This is a genomic window from Kribbella sp. NPDC000426, assembly GCF_040300265.1.
Classification (GTDB): domain Bacteria; phylum Actinomycetota; class Actinomycetes; order Propionibacteriales; family Kribbellaceae; genus Kribbella.
Genome location: NZ_JBEPDK010000009.1, coordinates 57,192 through 80,779 on the forward strand (window position 1 = coordinate 57,192; position 23,588 = coordinate 80,779).

Consider the following 23,588-nt stretch of genomic DNA (forward strand, 5'->3'; position numbering starts at 1 on the left):
CATGGATCAGACGTACGACGAGCTGGCGCCGGTGCCCGCACTGGCTGGGCTCGTCCGTACTGTCTGGATCCAGCGGACCGGATCCGTCGCGTATGTGCAGCGCGACCTGCCCACAGGTGGTGTCGAGCTGCACTGCCCGGTCGGCGGCGTACCACGCGTGGTCGGGCCGCTGACTCGCGCTCAGGTGCAGGTGCTGCCGCCGCGGAGCACGATCGTCGGGGTGCGGTTCATGCCCGGGGCCGGGACGGCGCTGCTCGGCGTACCTGCTGACGACTTAGTGGATCTGTCGGTCGAGCTGTGGGGCCCTCTGGCCGACGTGCTGGGGACCGTGGTCGACTCGTCGCCCTCTGCCCACTCCGCCCTGCTGGCTGTGCAGCGGTATCTGGTCGGCGAGCAGCTGCGCCCGGATCCGCTCGTCGTGGAGCTCGTACATCGGCTGATGCCGTGGAATCCGAGCGGGATCGCGTCGTTGGCCGACGATCTCGCGTTGTCGGAGAGCCAGCTCCGGCGGCGTTGTCTGGCGGCTACCGGCGTCGGGCCGAAGACCTTGCAGCGGACATTGCGCTTCCAGGGATATCTGGCCCTCGCCCAGGCCGGCTACGGCAATGGCCTCGCCGATCTGGCCGCCGAAACCGGCTACTCCGACCACGCCCATCTGACGCGTGAGTGCGTCCGGCTGACCGGCGTCACCCCGCGCGACCTGCTCGGCGTGAAGGCCGACAGCTGCGACTGCGGGCACGACCACTCCGCGTCGTACCGCCCGTTCCTGGCCGGCTGGTACGACCGATTTCTTCAAGCCCAGTCGTCCCGAACCGGTCTAGCGTCGGTGCATGGAGCTGATCGGACCTGACGACCCGCGGTACGACGACCTCCGCCGGCCGGCGATGCCGCAGTACCGCGATGTCCGGCCATCGGTGATTGCTCGGTGCGGGTCCGCGGATGACGTGGTCGAGGCGCTTGGGTATGCACGCTCTGCTGGTTTGCCCGTGGCGGCGCGCGGCGGCGGGCATTGCTTCGCAGGGCGCTCGTCGACTACCGGGCTGTTGCTCGATCTGTCCGGCCTGACCACGATCTCCGTAACCGCCGCTCCGGCGACAAGCGAGCCGGAGGCAGCCGGCTGGAGGGCGCCCCTCGCGACCATCGGCGCGGGCGCTCGGTTGGCGAATGTGTATGGCGGGTTGCATGAGCATGGGCTGACGATTCCGGCGGGGTGTGGGCCGACGGTCGGGATTGCTGGGCTGACGCTCGGTGGTGGGCTGGGGTTGCTCGGGCGGCGGTACGGGTTGACCTGCGATCGGCTTGTCGGGGCGACGGTTGTGCTTGCGGATGGTCGGGTCGTGGAGTGTTCGCTGGAGCAGGAACCGGATCTGTTCTGGGCGTTGCGGGGAGCGGGTGGTGGTCAGTTCGGGGTGGTGACGTCGCTCGTGTTCGCCGCCGTACCGTCGCCGACCGCTACGCGTTTCACCCTCACCTATCCACGGGATCGAGCCGCCGACGTCATCGCCGCTTGGCAGTCCTGGGCCCCGGACGCGCCCGATCACCTCACCGGCAGCCTCGCCGTGACGGCCGACGAAGTGCGTGTGTTCGGTGCCGCGGTCGGCGACGCCGAGTTCGGCGAACTCGCCTCCCTCGATCCGGTCGTGGAGCTCCGCGACGGCCTCAGCTGGCCAGACCTCAAGCGCAGCTTCTCCGACGAGGACGCGCCGGGCGACCGGATCGTCTACAGCAAGTCCGAGTTCTTCAGCTCGCCGCTCCCCCGCTCCGCCGTTGCCGAGCTCTTGACCGCAGGATGCGAGCTGAACTTCACCCCGATGGGTGGTGCCTACAACCGCGTCCCTTCCGACGCGACTGCCTTCGCGCACCGCGGCGAACGCTTCCTTCTCGAACACGCGAGCACCGACCGCACCGCCGTACGGCGATCCTGGTCCATCGCCCACCCGCACGGCTCCGGCCGGCTCTACCCCAACTTCCCCGACCCCGACGTTGCTGACCCGACCGTTTACCACGGGCGCAACTACAAGCGCCTGCTCGACATCAAGCAGGCATACGATCCAGACCACATCTTCGGAGGCTTCAGATGATCGTGCTGTACATGACGATGTCGCTCGACGGGTACGTCGTCGGGCCGGACGACAGCGTGGAACAGCCGATGGGCAGCGGCGGGTTCCGGCTGTTCAACTGGCTCGACGACCGCGACTCCGACGGACCGAGCGGCCAGGTGTACGGCGAGGCGCTGGCCACCGGCGCCGTGATCGCCGGCCGCCGCACGTTCGAGCACGCGGGGCGGTGGGGCGGCGACCACCACGACGGCGTACCGATCTTCGTGCTCACCCACCAGATCGACGAGAACGATGTCCCGCCCGGCAGCGCCCGCTTCGTCACCGACGTGAAGTCCTGCGCCGCCGAGGCCCGCGCCGCCGCCGGTGACCGCAACATCCTGGTCCACGGAGCCGGCGCGGCCCAGGCCCTCCTGACAGCCGGCGAACTCGACGAACTCGAACTCCACGTCGTCCCGGTCCTCCTGGGCCAAGGCCGCCGCCTCTTCGACAACCTCCCCGCCGCCCAGATCGAACTCGAACAAACCCGCACCCTCCCCTCCCGCGACGTGACCCACCTCCACTACCGAATCGTGAAATAGTCCGCGGATGGACGAGAAGGCACTGCTGCTCAAGCACCTCGACGAGATCCAGCAGTCCTTGCTCTGGAAGGTGGAAGGGCTGAGCGACGCGGAACTCCGGCGGCCGATGACGGGCACCGGGACGAACCTCATCGGCATCGTGAAGCACCTGACCGGCGTCACGTACGGGTATCTGGTGTCGGCCTTCGGGCGGGAGCGGGAGGTGCTTCCGTGGGAGGACGACGAGGAGTTGTGGCACGGGCTGGACCTGTGGGCGACGCCGGACGAGTCGCCCGAGGAACTCATCGCGGCGTACCGGCGTGCATGTGCGGCAGGAGCGCTGGCGGTCGAGGAGCTCGATCTTGAAACCTTAGGCACGCATCACTCTGGCTCGACCGTGACACTGCGGGAGATGGTGTTGACCGTATTGCTCGACACCACGCGGCACGCGGGGCATGCGGATGTCGTGCGGGAGCTGGTCGATGGTCGGGTCGGGAGTCGCCCGGCAGACCCGATGTCGCCGGACGACCCGGAGTACTTGCGGATGTACCGGGCGCGGATGACCGGCGAGATCGACCGGGAGACCTGGATGGCCTACGTGAAGAGCCAACCGTCTGCTCAGAGCCAGGGTGGGAGTGGGGCTGCGGGGTGGCCGGATGGGGTGGAGACGGCTGAGTAGGGGCGGCCGGCGAGGTAGGCGGCTATGTCGGGGAGGGGGCCTTGGAGGGCGGGTACGTCGGTGCGTTGGGTGCGGATGTCTTCGCACAGGGCTTCGAGGAAGTCGGTGGGGAGGTCGGCGAAGGTGATGCCGGTGGCGAGGTCGACGGCATGGATGAGGACCTCGCGGGAACGCATCCACGGGATTCGGGTCGCGGGGATCGGGACCCCTTGGGCGGTGCGGATCGTGGTGGTCCACTGCTCGGAGGTGAGCGCGGCCATGGCCTCGTTGAGGGTCGCGGCGGATGAGTCGAACCACGTGCGCAGTTCGGATTCGGGGCGGAGGGCGTTGGACTCGATGTCGGCGGCGCGGGCCTCGGGAGACGGGTACATGGGGTGTTCTTCGCCGGTGCGGGCCCAGTCGACGAGGTTGCCGAGGGCCTCGGCGTTGAGGGACAGGTGGGCGGCTACGTGCCGTCGTTTCCAGCCGGGTAGCGCCGATGGCGCGTCCAGGTCGATCAGTGCCTCGCGGCACTTCGCCGTACCCTCGTCGATCCACTCGTCAACGCGTGCCATGAGGGGAACGTAGCCGACGACGGCGCGGGTTCTTGCAGCGGTGGGGTGTTCTGGTGAGACTGAGCCGATGAAGGAGGGGGCCACGCCATGGTGACGTCGATCGGGGTGGTGGGACCGTCGGACCTGGTCACCTCCACGAGCCGGATCCTGAAAGGGCTGCGTGGGGTCGAGATCGTCCCGCTGCGCTACCGGCGCGAGACCGATACGCCGAAGGTGATGGCGAACGCGCCGGGCAGCGTCGACGCGTGGCTGTTCACCGGCGTCGTCCCGTACCAGATGGCCGCCGCACAGGGCCTGCTGGACCGGCCGGCCGCGCACGTCGAGTACACCGGCGCCACGCTCATGCGCGCCCTGGTGCAGCTGCTCAGCGAGGGTCGCGACGTCACCTCGATCAGCATCGACGTTCTCGACGAGGCCGAGGTCCGGGAGACGTTCGACGAGGTCGGCCTGCCCACGAGCGGTGTCCGCGTCCTGCCGTATCGGCCCGGGCTGAGCCTCGAGGAGATCCTCGCGTTCCACCACGAGGCCCGCGCGACGGTCGCGATCACCTGCCTGCGTTCGGCGTACGAGAAGCTCCGGACCGAGCAGACCACGCTGCGGCTCGCTCCGTCGGTCCACTCGGTGCGCAGCGCGGTGAACAGTCTGCTGCTCGTCCATGACGCTTTGCGCAGTGACGATGCGCAGATCGCGCTCGGCCTGGTCGAGATCTCCCCCGACGCCGAGAGCGCCCTCCGCCGCGAGGCCGGCTCGCTCGGCGGCAGCGTCATCCGGTACGACGACAAGCGGTGGCTCGTCATCGCGACCCGCGGACCGCTCGAGCAGGCCACGGCAGCGTTCACCGAGCTGGGCATGCTGACCCGGTTGAAGGAGCAATTCGGACCAGTCCGGATCGGCTTCGGCATCGGCGGCTCGGGAACCGAGACCGAGGCGCTGGCCCGCCGCGCCCTCGGCCGGGCGAGAACGGCCGGCCGTACGGCGGCAGTCGTCTCCCTGCGCAACGACATCGACCTCGTGCTCGTCGGCGGGGCCGCACCGCGGGCCCAGCAGCGGTCGAAGCTGCAACTGCTCGCGCAGCGCGCCGGCCTGTCGAAGGCGACCCTCGAGCGCCTGCAGGAGCTCGTGCACGCGACGCCCGAGGACGGCCTGACCACGCGCTCGGTCGCCGACTACCTCGGCATCCAGCCGCGTACGGCGCGCCGCGTCCTCAACCGCCTCGAACGCGCCGGCCTGGCCGACGCAACCGGCACGCAGCTGGGCACCGGCAGCGGCCGCCCGCTCGTCGTTTACCGCGTTCATCTCTGATTGTTCCCCGAGCGGTTGACGCACTGACGCACGTCCGGCTAATTTCAGCCATGACCGTAATTCAGTGCGTACTGTCCCGGGAGGCCTTGTGGACAAGCGAATCGCACGGGGATTGATCGCTGCTCTGGTCATCTGCGCAGGACTGGTGTGCGTTTCTGCACCAGCTGGCGCCACTATTCCGGACGTGACCGAAAGTCCGACGGTCACCAGCCTCGGTCCGGCGTCCGCCGTGACCTCGACCAGCGTCGCCGAGCAGGTCGGCGACCGGATCTGGACCATCACCTCCGGCGTCTCGCCCGTCCAGGTCGGCGCGTTCGACCCGGTCGGCAGGACCGTCGACCGCAAGTTCTCGCTACCGACCGGCGCCGGCGCCTGGGCCATGACCCACATCGGCACCGACCTCTATATCGGCCTGTACACCCCCGGCGACGTCTACCGGGTCGACACCACCACCGGCACCGCGACCAAGGTCACGCAGTTCGGCTCGTTCATCTGGTCGATCGCCGCGACACCCGACGGCAAGATCGTCGCCGGCACCTACCCGGATGGCGCCGTCCACGAGTACGACCCGGCCACCGGCGCGACCAGGTCGTACGGCGCTGCCGTCGCCGGCGAGCAGTACGTCCGCAGCATCGCCGCCGACGCGACCACGATCTACGCGGGCGTCGGCACCAAGGCGCACCTGATCGCCATCGACCGTGCGACCGGCGAGCGCCGCGACGTACTCCTGGCCAAGTACGCCGACCGCACGTTCGTCGCCACCCTCGCCCTCGACGGCACGAAGCTCGCCGCAAGCCTCTCCCCCACCGGGACGATGCTCGTCTACGACACCGCCGACCTGAGCAACCCGGTCGAGGTCCAGACACCCGGCGGCGACCAGTACATCACCGCGATCACGATCGACGGCGCGGACATCTACCTCGGCACCCGACCGTCCGGCACGCTCTACCGCTACCGCGACAACACGCTGACCAGACTCGGTTCGCCGTACGACGGGGCGTACTTCAACCGCATCTTCGTCGACGGCTCGACGATCCGGGCCGAGCTCACTAGCCAGGTCGTCGACTTCGACGAGGCGACCGGTGAGTTCACCGGCACCGATCTCGGTCAGGCCGGTCTCCCGCCCGCGCCCGAGCAGGCGATGGCGATCGCGGCCACCCTGACCTCCGTGCTGGTCAGCGGTAAGGCCGGCATCCAGGTCCACGACCTCGCCACCGGCACCAGCAGTCGCACGTTCCTCCCCGGCGAGGCGAAGACGCTGACCCCGATCGGCCGGGACATCTACCTCGGCGTCTACACCCTGGCCCGCCTCTGGCAGATGAAACCCGACGGCTCCGGCCTCCACGAACTCGGCCAGATCGGCAACGAGCAGACCCGCCCGACCGACTCGGCGTACGACGCCCGGTCCCGCACCTGGCTGATATCCACCGAGCCCGACTACGGCAAGTACGACGGCACGCTCGTCGAGCAGCACCTGAGCACCGGCGAACGCGAGGTCCACCGCGGCGTCGTACCGCAGCAATCGGTTCGCTCGGTGACGACGGCCGACGGCATCGCGTACCTCGGCGGCGCGACCCGGAACAGCCTCGGCACCGACCCGATCTTGCCCGAGGCAACCGTCGTCGCCTACGACTTGCGCCGCAACAAGACACTGTGGGAAGCCGCTCCCTTGTCCAAGGCGCAGAGCTACAGCGATCTCGTCATGTACCGCGGCCGCCTGTACGCGACCACAGACGACGGCCGGCTCGCCGTCCTCGATCCGCGGACCGGCAAGCTCGTCGGAAGCGCCACGCTCGGCACTGGTCAGAGCCGGCTGACGATCGCCCGCTCCGGCCTGTACGGCACCGACAACCAGCGCGTCTTCAAGATCACGCCGGCCCTGACGATCACCACCGTCGTCGACAACCTCGGCGCCCAGATCTACAGCTATCCGCTCATCACCACGTCCCACGACGGCGACGCGCTCTACACGATCAGGGGCCGTGACCTCGTCCGCATCGGAGGACTCCGATGATCATCTCCCGCCGTACGGCGCTGGCCGGCGCGCTGGCCGGCGCAGCCCTCACAACCCTGCCTACCACCGCCCACGCGGAGGACAGTCCCATCGACGGATCAACGTTGCCCAGCGCCGGTCCCGCGGTCGTGACGGCTGCCGTCGTCGCGATGGCGGTTCACGACGGCCACGCCTACGTCATCAGCCGCGGCATCGTGCCGCCCCGGCTCACCGAGATCGACCTGACCACCCGCCTCGTGACCAGGACCGTCGAACTCCCTACCGGCGAGGGCGGCTGGGGAATCACTGTTGCCGGAGGCAAGGTCTACGCCGGTCTCTACCCGGTGGCCGACGTCTACTGCTTCGACCCCGCGGACGGCTCCGTGACCCATGTCGGGACGCTGGCCGGTGCCGGCGGGTTTGTCTGGGACATGACGACGGCGCCTGACGGCCAGGTGTTCGCGGTCAGCTATCCGAACGGCGCCGTCTGGCAGATCGACCCCGCCACGAACACCCCGACCCGGCTCGGCGCGCCGGTCGCCGGGGCGCAGTACGGACGGTATGTCGGTGCTGCGGGCAACTACGTGTACGCCGGGATCTACACACCGTCGCAGCTGGTCGGGTACGACCGGAGTACGAAGGTCTTCACGGACCTCACCCCGGACGCGTCCCGCGGGCAGAACTTCGGCCCGTTCGCGGCGGCGGACGACCGGGTCTTCGTCGGCAGCAGTCAGGCGGTGCTCAGCATGGCGCTCGACGGCACCGACGTCCGTAGTACGCCGCTGCCCGCGGGCGAGACCGGCGTCGACGCAATCGCGGTGGCCGCGGACGGTACGGCGTACCTGACGACGAGGACCTCGGGGACCGTCTGGAAGCTTGGAGCGGACGGGCTCGTCGCGGTAGCGACGCCGGCGCCGCAGGACGAACATCGCAAGCTCGTGTTCCTCGATGCGACGACGCTGCTCGGCGCGACCGGGTCCGGCGTGCTCTGGTGGCTGGACGTCACCACCGGTTCGTTCGAACTGCTCGACCTGATCGACGCCGGATTCGTACCCGCGCCGGACCTGCCGCAATCGATCGTGATCGGCGACCCGCACCTGTACGTCGGCGGCCACTGGGTCATCACCGAGCATGCCGGCGACACGACCCGGCGCCTCCGCGTCGCCGGTGAGGCGAAGACGCTCACCTGGATCCGCGGCGAGCTGTACTCCGCGCTCTATCCGAGCACCGAGGTCGTCCGCGTCAACCCGCGGACCAAGCAGGTGCACAGCTTCGGCACGATCGATCACGAGCAGATCCGGCCCTGGCAGGCGGCGTACGACGAGAAGTCGAAGCTGCTCGCGATCGCGTCGGCGCCCGGTACGGGCAAGCTCACCGGGGCGCTCACGCTGCTCGACGTACGCACCGGCGAACTGGACGTGCACTACGGGATCCTGCCCGACCAAAGCGTGATGACGGTCTCGATCGTCGACGGCATCGCGTACCTCGGCGGGGACGTGGTCGGCGGCGGTGGCATCACGCCGACCCGCGCCTCGGCCGCGATCGCCGCCTTCGATCTCTGCCGGCGCCGACTGCTCTGGACCGTCGAACCACTCGCCGGAGAGCGCTCGATCCAGAGCGTCGCGGTCCACAACGGGATCCTGTACGGCGTACTGAAACGCACCAGCGGCGGTTGGTTCCGCTACGACCTGGAGACGAAGACCGTCGCACGAGGTGAGAACAAGCTGTCCGGCTACGGCCAGATCCACACTGACCGGACCGGCGTCTACTGTGAGACGAACTTCGGCGGGAACCTGTACCAGCTCGGCCCCGGACCGGCGAAGCTGCTGGTGAACAACCTCGGCGACGGCTGGTACACCGTGCCGCAGCTGACCCCGGTCCGCGGCGCCCGGCACAGCGTCTGGGGTCTCGCCGACCGCGACCTCGTCCAACTACCGTTGCCCTAAGCAAAGGACTATTGCGATGGAGAACAGTCAGCTTGCCCGGGACGGCGGTACGCCGGTGCGCACGGACCCGCTGCCGTCGGTGATGAACGCCAGCGGGCGGCGCTTCGGCGACGACGAGGTCAAGGCGGTCGAGCGGGTGCTCCGCAGCGGCATGCTGTCGGCCACCTGGGGCACCGAGGTGCCCGCGCTCGAGCTGGAGTTCGCCTCGCTCCTCGGCGCCGGGTACGCCGTCACGTGCAGCTCGGGTACGGCGGCCCTGCACCTGGCCGTCGCCGCGGTGAACCCCGCGCCGGGTGACGAGATCATCACCACGCCCATCAGCGACATGGGCACGGTGTTCCCGATCATGATGCAGAACGCCGTACCGGTGTTCGCGGACGTCGACCCGATCACCGGGAACCTGACGCCCGAGACGGTCGCGGCCGCGATCACGCCGCGGACCAAGGCGGTGATCGTGGTGCACCTGTTCGGCAAGCCGGCCCGCGTGCGCGAGCTGCGGGAGCTGTGCGACCGGCACGGGATCCTGCTGATCGAGGACTGCGCGCAGGCGTACCTCGCGCCGGTCGGCGACTCGTTCGTCGGCCGGATCGGGCACATCGGCTGCTTCAGCCTGCAGCAGACCAAGCACATCAGCGCCGGAGACGGCGGCCTCACGGTCACCGACGACGCGCAGAAAGCCCGGCGGATGCGGCTGTTCGCGGACAAGGGCTGGCCGCGCGACACCGACGAGCGGACGTACCTGTTCCTCGCGCTGAACTACCGCATGACCGAACTGGTCGCCTCGGTGACCAGAGCGCAGCTGAACCGGCTCCGCGGCGTCATCGAGGACCGTCGTACGGCGGCTCTGCGGGCGACCGCGGGGATCTCGGACCTCGCCGGCATCACGCCGCCACCCGACGGGCACGACCACGTGTACTGGCAGTACCCGCTGATCATCTCCGAGGCGGCCGGCGACATGCGCGAATGGGCCGCCGCGCTGACCGCCGAGGGCATCCCGGCGAACGGCGGGTACCTGACCAGCCCGCTGTACGCCGCACCCGCCGTCCGCGAGCGGATCACGTACGGCGACTCCGGATTCCCGCTGCAGGACGTGTCGTACCCGGTCGGCCTGTGCCCCAACGCCGAGGAACTGATCAACAACCGTCTCCTTGTCCTGCCCTGGAACGAGAACTACACCGAACCCGACGTCGACGACATCGTCGCCGCGATCCGCAAGGTGCACAAAGCCCTGGCCCGGGAGGCCTCATGACCGATTCTCCCCTGCTGCTCGACTGCGACATCCTCGTCGGGCATGACGTCACCACCGGACGATGGGGGCGGCCCGAGAAGGTGCGGGAGGTGCTCGAAGCCGCTCACATCTCCGGTGGGGTCGTATCCGCGCTGCGGGCGGTGCACTTCGACGTACCGTCGGGGAACGACGAGGCGCGCAAGGTTGCCGATGGCAACGGGTGGACGGCGTGCCCGGTGCTGGACCTGCGCGATCCGCTGGGCGCCGAAAAGGAGTTGGAGCGGCTGCTGTCGGGAGACGCTCCGCCGCGAGCGGTGCGGTTGGCGCCGACTGCACAGAGCGTGGAGCCGGGCTTCCCGTCGTTCGGCCATGTCGTGCAGCTGCTGGTCGACGCGGGCGTCACGATCTTCACCGAGGGCGACGTCCGCAAGGTCGGGCCGGCTCTGCGTGGGCTCGGCGCGCGGGCGGTCTTCCTCGACACGCACTTCTACTATCTGGGCGACTTCGTGATCCTGGCTCGCTCAGAGCCCGGCTTCCACACCTCGACCCGGATGCTGACCGGACCCGACTCGCTCGAGATCGTGGCCGCGGAGGTCGGCGCGGAGCGGCTCGTGCTCGGCTGCCGGACGCCGTTCCACGAGACCCGCTCGGTGGTCCGCCGGCTGCTGACGTCCAAGCTCGGCCCGGACGAGATCGCCCAGGCCGGCAGCCGCAGCCTCACCACCCTCCTGGAGCCCGCATGCTGATCGACGTACACGCCCACTGGGGTCCGTGGTTCTTCTCGATGGACACCGCGAGCATCGACGTCAACATCGACCTGCTCGACCGCTTCGGCATCGACCTCCAGCTGGTCTCGTCGATCGAGGGCATCGTGTACGACGCCCCGCTCGGCAACCGCTCCCTCGCCGAACAGCTCCAGGTCGACGAGCGGCTGCGCGGCATGATCGTCGTCGACCCGCGCCGCCTCGACGAGGCCCGGACCGACCTCGACGTACTGCTGGCCGGGGACGGGCGGTCGCGGTGGGTCGGGGCGAAGATCCACAGCGAGTACAGCCGGACGCCGATCAGCTCGCCCGCGATGCAGGCGGCGATCGAGCTGACCACGGAGTACGGCCTGCCCACGCTCGTACACACCTGGGGCAACACCGTCGTCGACCTCGCCGACGTCGCCGCCCGGGTGCCCGACGCGCGCGTGCTCGCCGGTCACATGGGCGCGAACGGCTGGCCGCGAGTACCTGAGGCAGCCGACCGGTCCGACCGGATCTGGTTCGAGCCGTGCTGGTCCGCACCGGAGGCGAACCGGATCCGCTGGATCCTCGACCAGATCGGCCCGAGCCGCCTGATGTTCGGCACCGACGCAACCCTGATCGACCCATCAGTAGCCCTGGGCGCCCTAGAAGCCGCCAACCTCACCCCCGCCGAATCCGACGCCATCCGCTGGCAGAACGCCACCACCCTCTTCGCCCTCTCATAGGAAAGATCCGGAAAGACAAGGAAAGAAGAGATTCAAGAGTGTAGCCAGCTTCAGTGACCGCCAGCAGGTTTGCTGTGGTGCGTCGCCCACCGTGGCCGAAGATCCCGAGCTGCGCGCCATCACCGGACCCGATCAACCGCCCCTGCGTAGCCCGCCACCGCCCACCATCCTTGCCCATAGCAACGACCGACCGATATCGGCCGTACACCGTCACTTGGGCAGCGTGTCGCGTGTGCCGGCCGGCCCTACAAATAAGGGCTTTCCAGCCACTGGCCGATTTGGCGGATGAGCTTCGAAGAGATAGAATCGAACACATGTTCGACATTGATCTGGAGGAGCTCTCGACGGCCAACCTGCTCGAGTCGGCCGCCGAGCACCGCGCGATCGCCAACCAGGCCGACGCACGACTGCTGCAGCATGCCCAGATCTACGCCGACCGCTTCCACCCCTCGGCCTGCCGCCTTCGGCCCGCGCGACCCGGCCGCCGCCCCGGTGACGGACGCGAGAGGGCTGTCGTGTTGGGTGGTGAGGGCTGCCCGGAGATCGCCGAGTTCGCGATCTCCGAGTTCGGCCTGATCCTCGGGATCTCCTCGACAGTCGCCGCCGGGTTCCTCGGCGAAGCCCTGGCCCTGCGGCACCGGTTCCCATTCACCTGGGCGCGGGTCCTCTCCGGCGACGCCACCCCGTGGAAGGCCCGTCAACTCGCTACGGCCTGCCTGAAACTGTCCGAGGAAGCCGCCCGGGCCGTCGACAAACGCGTCGCCCCGCTGATCGACTGCATCACGCCGTACCGGCTGGACAAGATCATCCGCGCCGCCAAGGCCCACGCCGACCCCGACCTGGCCCGCGCCGAAGCCGCCGAGGCAGCCGACGAGCGGGGCGTGTTCGTCGGCCGCTCCGACGCCCACGGCAACAAAACCATCTACGCCAAAGCCCCCGCCGGCGCGATCATCCGCCACGACGCCACCATCACCGCCATCGCCGACGCCCTCAAAACCTTCGGCGACACCCGCCAGGTCCAGCACCGCCGCGCCGACGCCCTCGGCATCATCGCCGACCCCCGCTTCACCCAAGAACTCCTCACCCAAGCCCGCAACCACCCAACCCAGACCACGTCCGCGAAGGCCGGCTCGGAAGCAGCCCACGGCCCGCGGCCCACAGAAACCGACTGGCAACCCGCCGTCGGCGCGCGATCCGCGGCGACCGCTCGTTGCGTGTCCCACCCGCGCGACCGCTCGGACGACGTGTCGCGTACGTCGGTAGACACAGGTCCCGCTGCGACTGCGGCGTACCCAGCAAACCCATGGAACGGCGATACGCGCGACCGGTCGAACCAGGCACTCTATTCGTCGGCGATCCCGGCATGCGGCGGCACCTCAGCTCTTCTCGCAAACCCGCCGTACGACGGCCCGCGGGCCGTCGATGGCCGTCAGGCTGATGCATCCGATCTGCTTGAGCTGCGGGAGCCGCCGTTGCCCGACGGCGTCGGACCGTACGATCCTGACCCGCCGAGTGACCCGTTCGACAGCCAGCAGCCAGAATACATTCCCGGGCCGCGGACCGAGCCGGACGACGGCGTCCCGATAGGCGTCTCCGACCGGCGGGCGCTGGACGCACGCCTCGCGCAGATCAAACAGGACGCCTACGCCGATCCCGCAGGTGCCAGCGGACAGACCCGGCCTGGGCAGACCGAGGTCTTCGTGCATTTGACCGACCTGACCCTTGCCACCGGCACCGGAGTGCTGCGCGCCGAGGGGATCGGTCCGCTATTGGCCCAGCAGTTCACTGAGCTCGTGGGTCATGGGCCGTACACGGTGAAGCCGGTCATCGACCTCAACGACGCTGTCAGCGTCGACGCCTACGAGATCCCCACCCGGATCCGCGAACGGGTACGTCTCACTCATCCGGTCGAGTTGTTCCCGTACGGCACCCGCGAAACGCACAACGGCATCGACCTCGACCACATCCAGCCCTACGACCCGCACGGCCCCGCCGGCCAGACCAACACCCGCAACCTCGCGCCGCTGAGCCGGTTCGCCCATCGGGTGAAGACCCACGCCCACGGCTGGAACGTGCGCCGCGTCGACCACAAGACGCTGGAATGGACCACACCCCACGGGTTCACATTCGAGGTCGGCCCCACCGGGACACACCGCCTACCCAACTCCAACCGACAGCTGACCTGAATTACATAGAAGACCCGACCGAGCCCCTTCCTCAGTTGGAGGCCGTGAAGACGAGGATGTCGGTTTCGGGGCCGCGGACTTCGGGTTCGTGCCAGCCGAGGTGGCGGTAGAAGGCGATTGCGTCGTGGTTCTCGTTCCAGGCGAGGAGCCAGGCGCGGGAGCGTTCGCGGGTGGCGGTTTCGAGCAGGCGGCGGGCTAGGCCGGTGCCGCGGGCGTGCGCGAGTACGCCGAGCTCGTCCACCTCGAACGCGCCGACGAGCAGTTCGTCGACCTGTTCGGCGCCGAGCCGGTCGCGGACGCTGCCGTACGACCGGTCGGTCCGGAACGGCGCGGGCGTGGTCCAGCCGGTCACGAACCCGGCGATCCGGCCGTCGTCCGTACGCTCGATCCACGCCTGGAACCCGTCCCGCTCCGCGTCACCCTCGAGCCGCTTCCGGAACGCGATCCGGGTCTGCTCGGGGTCCCGGTGCGCGAACGGCGGCGCCGTGAACACCTCGACGTACGCCGTCGTCAGCTCGTCCGCGATCTCCAGCACGTCCCGCCCATAGGTCTGCACCGCTCCAACCTAGCGCCGGAGCGGTGCCGTCCTGGCAGTTTCAGCTGGTCGAGGCCGCCGATTCGAGGTCGACCGCGGCCGGGTCGAGCGCGGGCGCGGTGATCGTGGGGTCGGGTGTGGAGGCGATCGTCTCGAGTTCGGTGCGGAACTGCGGCAGCATCCAGCGCAGCGGCTGGTCCAGGACCCGCGCGATGGTCGCCTCGTCGACCCGGAGCAGGCCGCCGATCCGGGCGAGCGCGTCCGGCTCGTCGGTGGCGGCGTACAGCAGGTGGACGACCTCGTGCCGGTGCGCGAACACGGCGAGCGCCGCGGCGGCCAGACCGGCATCGATCTCGGGCGGACTGGTGATTTCCCCGTTAACTGTCACGACAACCTCAACCCGTCAGGGCCCCGATCGGTTACGTGTCAGTCTTGACACTCGTCCAGCTTTCAACTGGGTAGCCAGGAGACCTTGCCCAGCAGGTACGTCGCGCCGATCAGCGCGGCGGTGTCGATCAGGGTGTGGGCCACGACCAGCGGCATGACCCGGCCCCAGCGCCGGTACAGCCAGGTGAAGATCACACCCATGATCACGTTGCCTGCGAAGCCGCCGAGGCCCTGGTAGAGGTGGTACGACCCGCGGATGAGCGAGCTGGTCACGGTCGCACGGCGTACCGACCAGCCGAGTTGGTCGAGGCGGTGGTTGAGGTAGCCGAGCACGATGACTTCCTCGAGTACGGCGTTCTGCGCGGACACCGCGACCAGGATCGGGATCCGCCACCAGTAGTCCGGTAGCTGCGACGGGTCGACGGTCAGGTTGGCGCCGGTTGCGTGTGCACCGATGTAGAACAGCAGGCCGGCACCGCCGATGATCGCCGCGATCGCCGTACCGCGGCCGAGGTCCCGGAGCCGGTCCCGCAGGTCGAAGCCGATCGTCCGCAGCGTCTCGCCGCCCCGCGCCAGGAAATGCCCGACCAGGGCCACCGGCACCAGCGCGGTCACGACCGCGAACACCTGCCAACTCAGATCCAGCCAGGGCCGCCCCGGCGCCCGCGACCCGACGATCACCGCCGTCTGCCCGCTGATCGGCTTGGCCGACGTCAGCACCCCGGCAAACGAGATGACCGCCGCCACCCCCGACGCCCCCAGCGACAAGGCGAGCACCAACCAGATCTCCCGGGAAAGCACCCGCCGGCTGATGCCGGCAGGTAGGCCAGGTGAGGACGGCGTACTCGTCGAGGTGGCGAGCTCGGACGGGGTGGTCGGGTCTTCGCTCGTCATGGTTCAACTATCGCGCAGTAGATCCAGGACGTTGTCGAAGAGGTCTGCCGGGTCGGCCGGGAGGTCGTACTGGGACTGGATCTGGAGGCCGTCGGAGAGAGCGATCAGCGCGGTCGCGACGGTTTCCGGGTCGGCTGACGGGCTGAACGTGCCGGCCGCCTGGCGCGCGCGAGCTGCGTCGGCGAGGGAGCTGCGGATGGCGGCGTACCGGTCGACGAAGTAGTCGTGGGACTTGTGCTCGGGGTCGCCTGCTTCGGCGGAGAAGGTGGAGTAGAGCTCGACCAGGCCCGGGACGGAGCCGTTGTGGCGGACGGCCGCGGCCAGGAGGCCTATCGAGTCGGGGACGTCGACGAAGCGTGACCGGTCCGCCTCGTCGCGGGCTCGGAGTACGGCCTCGAAGAGCTGCTCCTTGGTGCCGAAGTAGTGCAGCAAGCCCGCCTCGCTGAGCCCGACCGCGGCGGCCAGTTCACGCGTCGACGTCTTCCGGTAGCCGTGCCGCGCGATCACCTCGAGGGCGGCCCGCAGGATCTCCTCGCGCTTCGCGACACCCTTCGCATACGGACCTCTGGAAGTTGCCATAGCCAAAACCTAGCATCACTCGGTTTTCGCACGTACAGTCTTCGCCATGAACTTCGACGACCTGCTCGGCCGACTCACCCTCGAGGACAAGGTCCGGATCCTCACCGGCCAGGACTTCTGGTCGACCTACGCACTGCCCGCGATCGGCCTCCGCTCGATGGTGCTGTCCGACGGCCCCAGCGGCGTCCGCGGTCCGGTCTGGGACGAGCGCGACCCGTCGCTCAACCTCCCGTCCGCCACCGCCCTCTCGTCCTCCTGGGACCTCGACATCGCCCATCGGTACGGCGTGGTCTCGGCGCTCGAGGCCCGCCGGAAGAACGTCGACGTCGTCCTCGGCCCGACGATCAACCTGCACCGTTCCCCGCTCGGCGGCCGGCACTTCGAGGCGTTCAGCGAGGACCCGGTGCTGACCGCGGAGCTCGCCGCGGCGTACGTCGCCGGCGTCCAGGAGCTCGGCGTCGGGGCCACCCCGAAGCACTACGTGGCGAACGACTTCGAGACCGACCGCTTCACCGCGAACGTCGTGGTCGACGAGCGCACGCTCCGCGAGGTCTACCTGCTCGCGTTCGAGAAGGCGGTGACCGAGTCGAAGGCGTGGCTCGTGATGAGCGCGTACAACTCGATCAACGGCGCGACCGCCTCCGAGAACGACCTGCTCGAGACCCCGCTGAACACCGACTGGGGCTTCGACGGCGTCGTGGTCAGCGACTGGACCGCCGTCCGCAGCGTGGAGAGCGCCAAGCACTCCCAGGACCTCGCGATGCCCGGCCCGGTCGGCGCCTGGGGCGACGCGCTCCTCGAGGCCGTGCGGTCCGGCGAGGTCAAGGAGGACGCGATCGACCGCAAGGTCCTCCGCATCCTCGCGCTCGCCGCCCGCGTCGGCGCCCTCGAAGGCTACGAGAAGCCGGCCGACGTACCGCAGGTCGACGGCGTCGCCTTCGCCCGTTCGGCGGCCGCCGAAGGCACCGTCCTGCTGACCAACAACAACGAACTGCCGTGGGCCGACGTCCAGCGCGTCGCCGTGATCGGCCACAACGCCCGCGACGCCCGCACCCAGGGCGGCGGCAGCGCGACCGTTATCCCGGAGGCCGTCGTCTCCCCGCTCGACGGCATCCGCGCCGCGCTCCCGAATGCCGACGTCACCTACTCGCTCGGCGCCGTCGTCCAGGAAGGCGTCGGCGAGTTGCTACCGGCAACCATGACCAACCCGCACACCGGCGAGCGCGGCGCCCGGGTCCGTTTCCTGACCGCCGACGGCACCGAGCTGTACGCCGAGGACCGCTTCGCCAGCGCCCTCGTGTACCTCGGCGGCGACGCACCGATCGCCGAGTCGACGGTCTTCGAGTTCCGGACCACCTGGACCCCGGCCGAATCCGGCGCGGTCAAGCTCGGCTTCGCCTCCGTCGGCCGCGGCCGGATCTTTGCCGACGGCAACCTCCTCCGCGAGGACACCGCGGTCCCGGTCGGCACCGACCTCGGCGCCGCACTGCTGTCACCGCCGTCGATCTCCACCCCGCTCGACGTCACCGCCGGTACGCCGGTCGACGTACGTGTCGAGCTCGATCTGCCCAAGCTGGAAGGCGGTCTGAGCAACGCGTTCGGCATCGTCGTCGGCGTCGAGCCGGGCAACGACGACCCGCAGGCCCTGATCGACGAGGCGGTCGCGGCCGCCCGCGTCGCGGATGTCGCACTGGTTGTCGTAGGCACCAATTCGAAGGTCGAGTCCGAGGGCTACGACCGGACCTCGCTCGCGCTCCCCGGCCGCCAGGACGACCTCGTCCGCGCGGTCGTGGCCGCCAACCCTCGGACCGTCGTCGTGGTCAACGCCGGCTCCCCCGTCCTGCTCCCCTGGCGGGACGACGTCGCGGCCGTGCTGGCGACGTACTTCGGCGGCCAGCAGTACGGCGACGCGCTCGCCGACGTACTCCTCGGCCGGACCGAACCGGGCGGCCGCCTCCCGACCACCTGGCCGCGCGAGGAGTCCGACGTACCGGTCATCGACGTCACCCCGAAGGACGGCGTCGTGCGGTACGACGAAGGCCTCCACATCGGCTACCGGGCGTGGCTCAAGGCGGGCACCGAGCCGGCGTACGAGTTCGGCCACGGCCTCGGGTACACCACCTGGGAGCTGTCCGACCTTCGCGCCAACGACCCGACGTCGGTCGCGCTGACCGTCCGCAACACCGGTGACCGCGCCGGCAAGCATGTCGTCCAGGTGTACGCCGAACGCGCCGACAGCACCGTCGACCGCCCGGCGCGCTGGCTGGCCGGCTTCGCCGTCGTCCGTCTCGACGCCCGTCAGGCGCGCGAGATCACGGTCGCCCTGCACAACCGCACTTTCGAACACTGGCAGGACGGCTGGACCACCGAGCCCGGCACGTTCACCCTCCGAGCCGGCTCGTCCGTGTCGGATCTCGCACTCACGGCCGAACTGGAGATCCTGCACTAGCTGCCCAGCTGGGCGAGCCTTCAGTCAGACACCGGCCGTCCGGCCACCCGACGGCCGGTGTCGGACTGCCAGTACAAGACCGACCGACCGGATCGCCGGCGCTCCAGCAATCCGCTGTCGGTGAGCACCCGGAGATGGTCGGAGATCGTCGCCAACGACAAGCCTGTCGTCGCGACCAGCAACGTCGTACTCACGGGTGACGCAGCCTCGACCAGGATGCGCGCGCGGTTGCGCCCGAGCAGCTGCACCAACGGCTCGTCCGGCGTCGCCGTGGTCGCGAAGATGCCGGTGACCGGGTAGGCCAGCGCGAAGCGGTCCGGCAACCGCCAACTCACGTTCACGCGCTGCGTGTGCGCGGCGATGAACATCAGGTCGCGGCCGCGGACATCGGTCGGCGGGTAGTCCCAGCGGTTGACCTGGATCCGTCCGTCGCCTAGCCACCGCACGTCTGGCCCCAGTCCGCGGAGCACTCCGGACCAGCCGTGCTCGCTGAGTCGCGACGTCCGCGACACGATGTCGGCCTGCAACACCCGCAACCGTCGCGGCCACTCCGGCTCGATGGTCACGTGCCAGATCCACCGCAGCAAGTCAGCAGCGTGCGCGGCCAGCCCGGACGACGACAGCAGGATCGACGGCAACGGTGTGCGTACGACGCTGAGGTCCGCGCGGATGTGGTCGTCGTCCAACGAGGTCAGGTACTCGAGCTCCGCCTCCAGCGCGAGGTCCGGTTCGAGCGGCGGGAACGTGAAGAAGTCGGCCGCCCAGCTCGTCCCGAACGCGCTGTCGACGATCGCGGCCCAGACCGGGTTGGCCGCCAGTTGAGCCTGGAACGCCGCGCTGTGCTGGTCCTTCCACGGCCGGTACCACGGCTCGACCGGAGTCCGCAGCAGCTTCAGCGCGGACACGGTCTCGGTGAGCTGCGACGTACCGAACCGGGCGTTCACGAGGGTGTCGGCATCGACCAGGAACTCGGACAACGTTTCGCCTCCACCCGAAACTGTAGGCGGTCGGCGGGCCGCGGTCGATGCTCCCTGCCATGAGCACGTACACCCAGATCTTCGCCAACCGCGAGTTCCGCAACCTGTGGATCGGCAGCGCGCTCGGCAACGCGGCCTCGACGATGACCAGCCTGACGCTGGCGATCGTGGTCGATGCCACGACCGGTTCCGCGCTGCTCGCGGCGATGATCATGTTCGGTCCGTCGCTCGCCCAGGTGCTCGGTGTCTCGACGCTGATGTCGGCCGCGGACACCGCCCGGCCCCGGCAGATCCTCACGCTGCTCGCGACCGGATCGGCCGTTGCGGTCGGCATCCAAGCGGCGCTCGACCTCTCCCCCGCGCTGCGTCTGATTCTCTCGCTCACGCTCGCATACGGGCTGTCGATCGGCGCGGGTGTCCGCTACGGGCTGCTCGGTGAAGTCGTGCACGACGAGCAGTTCATCCTCGGCCGGTCCGCGATGAACCTGTCCGTCGGTGCGATGCAGATCGCCGGCTTCGGCATCGCGGGCATTCTGCTCCAGGCCGTCAGCCCGTCCACCGTCCTCTGGATCGCGACCGGCTTCGCGACCCTCGCCGTACCGGTCGTCCGGTTCGGCCTGCAGGATCGTCCGCCGCGCCGGGTCGCGCGGACCGGTCTCGCCGAGACCTGGCGGGGCAACCGCACGCTGCTCGCCCAGAAGCGGATCCGTCCGCTGCTGCTCGCGCTGACACTTCCCAACGGCCTGGTCGTCGGCTGCGAGGCCCTCTTCGTTCCGTACGCCGGACCTCGCGCGGGCTGGCTGCTCGCCGCGGGCGCCGCCGGGATGATGAGCGGTGATCTCACTGTCGGCCGGTTCCTCACCCGCAAGAGCCGCCGGGTCGCGGCCCGTTGGCTCCGGTTCATGCTCGCCGTACCCTTCTTGGGTTTCGCGTTCCAGTTGCCGATCGCTGTGCTCTGCGTACTCGTCGCCGTCGGCAGCTTCGGCTACTCGGCATCCCTTGCCCAGCAGGAGGTTCTCGTCGACCTCACCCCGGCGGAGCTGCGCGGACAGGTGCTCGGGCTGGAGTCGGCGCTGCGCGGTACGACGTTCGGCGTGGTAGCGATCCTGGCTGGCGCGCTGGCCGACCTGACCTCGGCCGCGCCGGCGATGACGGCTTTCGCGGCCGCTTCCCTGATCGTGTCCGCGATCCTCACCCGCCCGCTGTCCCGGGTGATGCGGCCCGTCGGCTCGATAGGCTCGCGGCATGGAAGTGGTCCGGCTGCGGAAAGTTTCGAAACGGTACGGGCGGCGGGAGATCCTGGCTGACGTCGACCTGCAGGTGAACGGGGGCGAGCTGCTGGCACTGGTCGGCGCGAACGGCTCCGGCAAGTCCACAGTCCTCAAGTTGATGGTCGGCTTGTCCCGGCCGACGGCAGGATCGGTGCACCGTACCGCTGGCGTCGTCAGCTACGTCCCGGATGTGTTTGCCTCGCACGATCGCCTGTCCGCGTCCGCGTACCTGAGGCACATGGGACGGATCCGCGGACTCAGCACGAGTGCAGCGCAAACCCGCGCTGACGAGCTACTGGATCGGCTCGCACTCTCCGGCGGCGCGGACACCCCAATGCGGAAGCTGTCGAAGGGCAACGCGCAGAAGGTCGCGCTCGCTCAAGCACTCCTCAGACAACCTGAGCTCCTCGTCCTCGATGAGCCGTGGGCCGGTCTGGACGCGACCGCCCACTCGACGTTGCGCGAGCTCCTCACCGAGACCGCTGCGCAAGGCGCGGCGGTCGCGTTCACCGAGCATTCGGCCCAGGTGGTCCGGTCGACGGCGACCCGCGTCTGCGAGATCGAGCACGGCCGGCTGGCCGCTCTCACCCATCAGACAAGTTTGACCGAGATCTCGATGGTCCCGGGCGCGGCGATCGACTGGTCGCGGTACCCGGACGTCGTCGAAGTCCGACCGCACGAGGCCGGCATCACGGTGATGCTGCCGACCGGTCGCCACGACGCTGCGCTGCTGACGGCACTGCAACACGGCTGGTCGGTCACGACGGTTCGCCAAGTGAGGTCCGAGTGATGGCCCTGTACCGCTACCTGCTGACAAGCGTCCTGCTCTCCCAGCGCTACCTCCCGCCGACGCTGATCTTCCTGGCCGCAATGGCAGTCGGTACGACGTCCGACAACGGCCCGCTGCAGTCGTCGTACGCGTTCTGCGTGCTCGCGATGCTGGTCTGTACGACGTGGTTGACCGTGAGCATCGTGAATCACGAGGACCCGACGCAGCGGCAGATCACGGTCGTGACGATGGGGAGCTCGCTGCGAGTGCTGGCAACCACGGTCGCGGTCGTCGTGACATGGTGCGTGCCGCTGGTGATCATCGGGTTGATCTACCCGATCGTCACCGGGAAGCATGTCGTGACCGCGGGCGAGATCGCGGTCGGTGCGGCCGCACAGCTCGGCGCGGCGCTGATCGGCGCGGCGATCGGGCTGTTGTGCTCGCGGCTGGTGATCCGGCGGATCGGCATCGCGATGCTGACCGCGGCCGCCGCGATCCTCGCCGTACTGCTGCTGCGCTGGATCTCCCCGATCCGCCCGATCATGACCGTGCTGTCGGACGACAAGGCGGCGGGTGCCAACGCCGTACCGCTGACGCTTCTCGCTGCGCTGTCCGTGGTGTTGCTGGTCGCCGCGGTGTTCGTGACGAAGGCCCTCGCGGACCGGAAGGAATGATCAGGAGGCCGCGACCGACGACAGCTCGAGCGGCGCCGCCGAGCCGCGGACGATCAGGGTCGTCGCCAGCTCGACGTGGTGCGAGGCGACCTGCTCGCCGGCGGCCAGCTGCATCGCCGTGCGAAGCGCGACCGCGCCCATCTCGCGCAGCGGCTGCCGCACCGTGGTCAGCGGCGGCGACGCGAGCCGGGCCACCTCGGTGTCGTCGAAACCGACCAGGCTGAGGTCCTCGGGCACCCGCAGACCGCGCGCCCGCGCGGCCTCGAGGATCCCGAGCGCGACCTCGTCACTGCCGGCGAAGATCGCGGTCGGCCGGTCCCGCAGGTCCAGCATCGAGGAGCCGCCGGCGACACCGTCGTCGTACAGGAAGTCGCTCAGCCAGACGTACTCCGACGGCACCGTCGCGCCGACCGCGTCCATCGCGCTGCGGAAGCCGCTCATCCGGGCCCGGTTGCACCCGGAGGTCGGCTGGCCGCCGACGTACGCGATCCGCCGGTGCCCCAACGACAGCAGGTGCTGCGCCGCAACCATCCCGCCGGCGAAGTTGGTGGAGCCGACGCTGGTCACCTCGGGCTCCGGCGTGTTCGCCGGGTCTATGACCACCAACGGCACTCGAGCCCGGGCCAGCGCGGACAGATCGGCGTCGGACAACTCGCTGGTGAGGCCTATCGCGGCCCGCCGGCCGCTGGCGATCAGCTCCCGGATCCAGCGCGCCGCCCGGCCCGTGTTCGCGGCCGCCATCCTGTTCGTCTCGGCGCTCGGCGGATGCTTCGGCCGGGAGTTCAGCACGACATCGACACCGGCTGCCTGCCCGGCCTCGACGACGCCCTGGATCACCTCGACCGAGTAGGCGTTGACCACGCCCTGGTAGAACAGCTCTACCGTGTCCCGCTGCACGGGCTCCGGGCGGCGACCGACGTACCCGTGCCGCTCCAGGATCTCCTGGACGCGCGCGCGGGTGCCGGGCGAGACGTCGCTGCGCCCGTTCAGCACCTTCGAGACCGTGGCGACCGAGACGCCGGCGGACCCGGCCACCGTCGCCAGGGTGACGCGACCCTTCAACCGAGTCATCTG

The 23,588-nt window shown here is 69.6% G+C and carries 22 protein-coding genes; 15 read left to right on the forward strand and 7 right to left on the reverse strand.

Annotated features, from left to right (window positions below):
• Position 1 precedes the first annotated feature (1 nt).
• From ABT313_RS37320 to ABT313_RS37335, 4 genes are read left to right on the forward strand one after another with little or no spacing between them, the layout of a single operon-like run.
• Positions 2 to 850, forward strand: a complete 849-nt coding sequence (locus tag ABT313_RS37320) for a DUF6597 domain-containing transcriptional factor (RefSeq protein ID WP_350863987.1) — start codon at positions 2 to 4, stop codon at positions 848 to 850.
• The gene (locus ABT313_RS37325) at positions 831 to 2,081 is read left to right on the forward strand and encodes an FAD-binding oxidoreductase (protein WP_350863989.1); all 1,251 of its coding nucleotides are present in this window, start codon (positions 831 to 833) and stop codon (positions 2,079 to 2,081) included. Before ABT313_RS37320 ends, ABT313_RS37325 begins: the two co-directional genes overlap by 20 nt.
• Positions 2,078 to 2,638, forward strand: coding sequence for a dihydrofolate reductase family protein (locus ABT313_RS37330; protein ID WP_350863991.1), 561 nt, complete (start codon positions 2,078 to 2,080; stop codon positions 2,636 to 2,638). The genes ABT313_RS37325 and ABT313_RS37330 overlap by 4 nt, the downstream gene beginning before the upstream one ends.
• A gap of 7 nt (positions 2,639 to 2,645) precedes the next feature.
• Entirely contained in the window at positions 2,646 to 3,296 is a 651-nt protein-coding gene (locus ABT313_RS37335; protein ID WP_350863994.1) for a DinB family protein, read from the forward strand.
• Here the strand turns inward: ABT313_RS37335 and ABT313_RS37340 are convergent.
• The gene (locus tag ABT313_RS37340; protein WP_350863997.1) at positions 3,236 to 3,850 is read right to left on the reverse strand and encodes a maleylpyruvate isomerase family mycothiol-dependent enzyme; all 615 of its coding nucleotides are present in this window, start codon (positions 3,848 to 3,850) and stop codon (positions 3,236 to 3,238) included. The genes ABT313_RS37335 and ABT313_RS37340 overlap by 61 nt on opposite strands.
• A gap of 87 nt (positions 3,851 to 3,937) precedes the next feature.
• Here ABT313_RS37340 and ABT313_RS37345 point away from each other — a divergent pair, with 87 nt between their 5' ends.
• From ABT313_RS37345 to ABT313_RS37375, 7 genes are all read left to right on the forward strand, one after another.
• Positions 3,938 to 5,152: a helix-turn-helix domain-containing protein gene (locus ABT313_RS37345; protein WP_350864000.1), complete on the forward strand. Its 1,215-nt coding sequence runs from the start codon at positions 3,938 to 3,940 to the stop codon at positions 5,150 to 5,152.
• Positions 5,153 to 5,336: 184 nt separating this feature from the next.
• On the forward strand, positions 5,337 to 7,166 hold the full coding sequence (locus ABT313_RS37350) for an outer membrane protein assembly factor BamB family protein (protein WP_350864003.1): 1,830 nt from the start codon (positions 5,337 to 5,339) through the stop codon (positions 7,164 to 7,166).
• Positions 7,163 to 9,091 (forward strand): NHL repeat-containing protein, encoded by a 1,929-nt coding sequence (locus ABT313_RS37355; RefSeq protein ID WP_350864006.1) that lies wholly within the window; start codon positions 7,163 to 7,165, stop codon positions 9,089 to 9,091. Before ABT313_RS37350 ends, ABT313_RS37355 begins: the two co-directional genes overlap by 4 nt.
• A 16-nt stretch (positions 9,092 to 9,107) precedes the next feature.
• On the forward strand, positions 9,108 to 10,340 hold the full coding sequence (locus tag ABT313_RS37360) for a DegT/DnrJ/EryC1/StrS family aminotransferase (RefSeq protein WP_350864008.1): 1,233 nt from the start codon (positions 9,108 to 9,110) through the stop codon (positions 10,338 to 10,340).
• Entirely contained in the window at positions 10,337 to 11,065 is a 729-nt protein-coding gene (locus tag ABT313_RS37365; protein WP_350864010.1) for an amidohydrolase family protein, read from the forward strand. Before ABT313_RS37360 ends, ABT313_RS37365 begins: the two co-directional genes overlap by 4 nt.
• Positions 11,059 to 11,793 (forward strand): amidohydrolase family protein, encoded by a 735-nt coding sequence (locus tag ABT313_RS37370; RefSeq protein ID WP_350864013.1) that lies wholly within the window; start codon positions 11,059 to 11,061, stop codon positions 11,791 to 11,793. The genes ABT313_RS37365 and ABT313_RS37370 overlap by 7 nt, the downstream gene beginning before the upstream one ends.
• Before the next feature lie 314 nt (positions 11,794 to 12,107).
• The gene (locus ABT313_RS37375) at positions 12,108 to 13,979 is read left to right on the forward strand and encodes a hypothetical protein (RefSeq protein ID WP_350864016.1); all 1,872 of its coding nucleotides are present in this window, start codon (positions 12,108 to 12,110) and stop codon (positions 13,977 to 13,979) included.
• A 31-nt stretch (positions 13,980 to 14,010) separates the two neighbouring features.
• On the opposite strand, the gene ABT313_RS37380 is transcribed toward ABT313_RS37375, so the two are convergent.
• The 4 genes from ABT313_RS37380 to ABT313_RS37395 form a co-directional block, all read right to left on the reverse strand.
• Positions 14,011 to 14,535, reverse strand: a complete 525-nt coding sequence (locus ABT313_RS37380; protein ID WP_350864019.1) for a GNAT family N-acetyltransferase — start codon at positions 14,533 to 14,535, stop codon at positions 14,011 to 14,013.
• A 40-nt stretch (positions 14,536 to 14,575) separates the two neighbouring features.
• Positions 14,576 to 14,902 (reverse strand): hypothetical protein, encoded by a 327-nt coding sequence (locus tag ABT313_RS37385; protein ID WP_350864021.1) that lies wholly within the window; start codon positions 14,900 to 14,902, stop codon positions 14,576 to 14,578.
• Between the two features lie 62 nt (positions 14,903 to 14,964).
• Positions 14,965 to 15,795: a CPBP family intramembrane glutamic endopeptidase gene (locus tag ABT313_RS37390; protein WP_350864024.1), complete on the reverse strand. Its 831-nt coding sequence runs from the start codon at positions 15,793 to 15,795 to the stop codon at positions 14,965 to 14,967.
• A gap of 3 nt (positions 15,796 to 15,798) precedes the next feature.
• Positions 15,799 to 16,374 carry a TetR/AcrR family transcriptional regulator gene (locus tag ABT313_RS37395; RefSeq protein WP_350864027.1) on the reverse strand — a complete coding sequence of 192 codons (576 nt, stop codon included), beginning with the start codon at positions 16,372 to 16,374 and terminating at the stop codon, positions 15,799 to 15,801.
• Positions 16,375 to 16,420: 46 nt separating this feature from the next.
• Between ABT313_RS37395 and ABT313_RS37400 the strand changes: the two genes are divergently transcribed.
• Positions 16,421 to 18,823, forward strand: a complete 2,403-nt coding sequence (locus tag ABT313_RS37400) for a glycoside hydrolase family 3 protein (protein ID WP_350864030.1) — start codon at positions 16,421 to 16,423, stop codon at positions 18,821 to 18,823.
• A 20-nt stretch (positions 18,824 to 18,843) separates the two neighbouring features.
• Here ABT313_RS37400 and ABT313_RS37405 read toward each other — a convergent pair whose 3' ends face one another.
• Positions 18,844 to 19,800: an ArsR/SmtB family transcription factor gene (locus ABT313_RS37405; protein WP_350864033.1), complete on the reverse strand. Its 957-nt coding sequence runs from the start codon at positions 19,798 to 19,800 to the stop codon at positions 18,844 to 18,846.
• A 59-nt stretch (positions 19,801 to 19,859) separates the two neighbouring features.
• Here ABT313_RS37405 and ABT313_RS37410 point away from each other — a divergent pair, with 59 nt between their 5' ends.
• The 3 genes from ABT313_RS37410 to ABT313_RS37420 are packed head-to-tail and all read left to right on the forward strand — an operon-like array spanning position 19,860 to position 22,514.
• On the forward strand, positions 19,860 to 21,107 hold the full coding sequence (locus ABT313_RS37410) for an MFS transporter (protein ID WP_350864036.1): 1,248 nt from the start codon (positions 19,860 to 19,862) through the stop codon (positions 21,105 to 21,107).
• Positions 21,046 to 21,861, forward strand: a complete 816-nt coding sequence (locus tag ABT313_RS37415; RefSeq protein WP_350864040.1) for an ABC transporter ATP-binding protein — start codon at positions 21,046 to 21,048, stop codon at positions 21,859 to 21,861. Before ABT313_RS37410 ends, ABT313_RS37415 begins: the two co-directional genes overlap by 62 nt.
• Complete coding sequence (locus tag ABT313_RS37420; RefSeq protein ID WP_350864043.1) at positions 21,861 to 22,514, forward strand: hypothetical protein; 654 nt, start codon at positions 21,861 to 21,863, stop codon at positions 22,512 to 22,514. Before ABT313_RS37415 ends, ABT313_RS37420 begins: the two co-directional genes overlap by 1 nt.
• On the opposite strand, the gene ABT313_RS37425 is transcribed toward ABT313_RS37420, so the two are convergent.
• Positions 22,515 to 23,585 (reverse strand): LacI family DNA-binding transcriptional regulator, encoded by a 1,071-nt coding sequence (locus ABT313_RS37425; protein WP_350864046.1) that lies wholly within the window; start codon positions 23,583 to 23,585, stop codon positions 22,515 to 22,517.
• Positions 23,586 to 23,588 lie beyond the last annotated feature (3 nt).

Excerpts from the sequence above, each read along its gene's own strand:
- ABT313_RS37320 (WP_350863987.1), top strand. The coding sequence starts at position 2 with ATGGATCAGACGTACGACGAGCTGGCGCCGGTGCCCGCACTGGCTGGG.
- ABT313_RS37325 (WP_350863989.1), top strand. The coding sequence starts at position 831 with ATGGAGCTGATCGGACCTGACGACCCGCGGTACGACGACCTCCGCCGG.
- ABT313_RS37330 (WP_350863991.1), top strand. The coding sequence starts at position 2,078 with ATGATCGTGCTGTACATGACGATGTCGCTCGACGGGTACGTCGTCGGG.
- ABT313_RS37335 (WP_350863994.1), top strand. The coding sequence starts at position 2,646 with ATGGACGAGAAGGCACTGCTGCTCAAGCACCTCGACGAGATCCAGCAG.
- ABT313_RS37340 (WP_350863997.1), bottom strand. The coding sequence starts at position 3,850 with ATGGCACGCGTTGACGAGTGGATCGACGAGGGTACGGCGAAGTGCCGC.
- ABT313_RS37345 (WP_350864000.1), top strand. The coding sequence starts at position 3,938 with ATGGTGACGTCGATCGGGGTGGTGGGACCGTCGGACCTGGTCACCTCC.
- ABT313_RS37355 (WP_350864006.1), top strand. The coding sequence starts at position 7,163 with ATGATCATCTCCCGCCGTACGGCGCTGGCCGGCGCGCTGGCCGGCGCA.
- ABT313_RS37360 (WP_350864008.1), top strand. The coding sequence starts at position 9,108 with ATGGAGAACAGTCAGCTTGCCCGGGACGGCGGTACGCCGGTGCGCACG.
- ABT313_RS37365 (WP_350864010.1), top strand. The coding sequence starts at position 10,337 with ATGACCGATTCTCCCCTGCTGCTCGACTGCGACATCCTCGTCGGGCAT.
- ABT313_RS37370 (WP_350864013.1), top strand. The coding sequence starts at position 11,059 with ATGCTGATCGACGTACACGCCCACTGGGGTCCGTGGTTCTTCTCGATG.
- ABT313_RS37375 (WP_350864016.1), top strand. The coding sequence starts at position 12,108 with ATGTTCGACATTGATCTGGAGGAGCTCTCGACGGCCAACCTGCTCGAG.
- ABT313_RS37390 (WP_350864024.1), bottom strand. The coding sequence starts at position 15,795 with ATGACGAGCGAAGACCCGACCACCCCGTCCGAGCTCGCCACCTCGACG.
- ABT313_RS37395 (WP_350864027.1), bottom strand. The coding sequence starts at position 16,374 with ATGGCAACTTCCAGAGGTCCGTATGCGAAGGGTGTCGCGAAGCGCGAG.
- ABT313_RS37400 (WP_350864030.1), top strand. The coding sequence starts at position 16,421 with ATGAACTTCGACGACCTGCTCGGCCGACTCACCCTCGAGGACAAGGTC.
- ABT313_RS37410 (WP_350864036.1), top strand. The coding sequence starts at position 19,860 with ATGAGCACGTACACCCAGATCTTCGCCAACCGCGAGTTCCGCAACCTG.
- ABT313_RS37415 (WP_350864040.1), top strand. The coding sequence starts at position 21,046 with ATGGAAGTGGTCCGGCTGCGGAAAGTTTCGAAACGGTACGGGCGGCGG.
- ABT313_RS37420 (WP_350864043.1), top strand. The coding sequence starts at position 21,861 with ATGGCCCTGTACCGCTACCTGCTGACAAGCGTCCTGCTCTCCCAGCGC.
- ABT313_RS37425 (WP_350864046.1), bottom strand. The coding sequence starts at position 23,585 with ATGACTCGGTTGAAGGGTCGCGTCACCCTGGCGACGGTGGCCGGGTCC.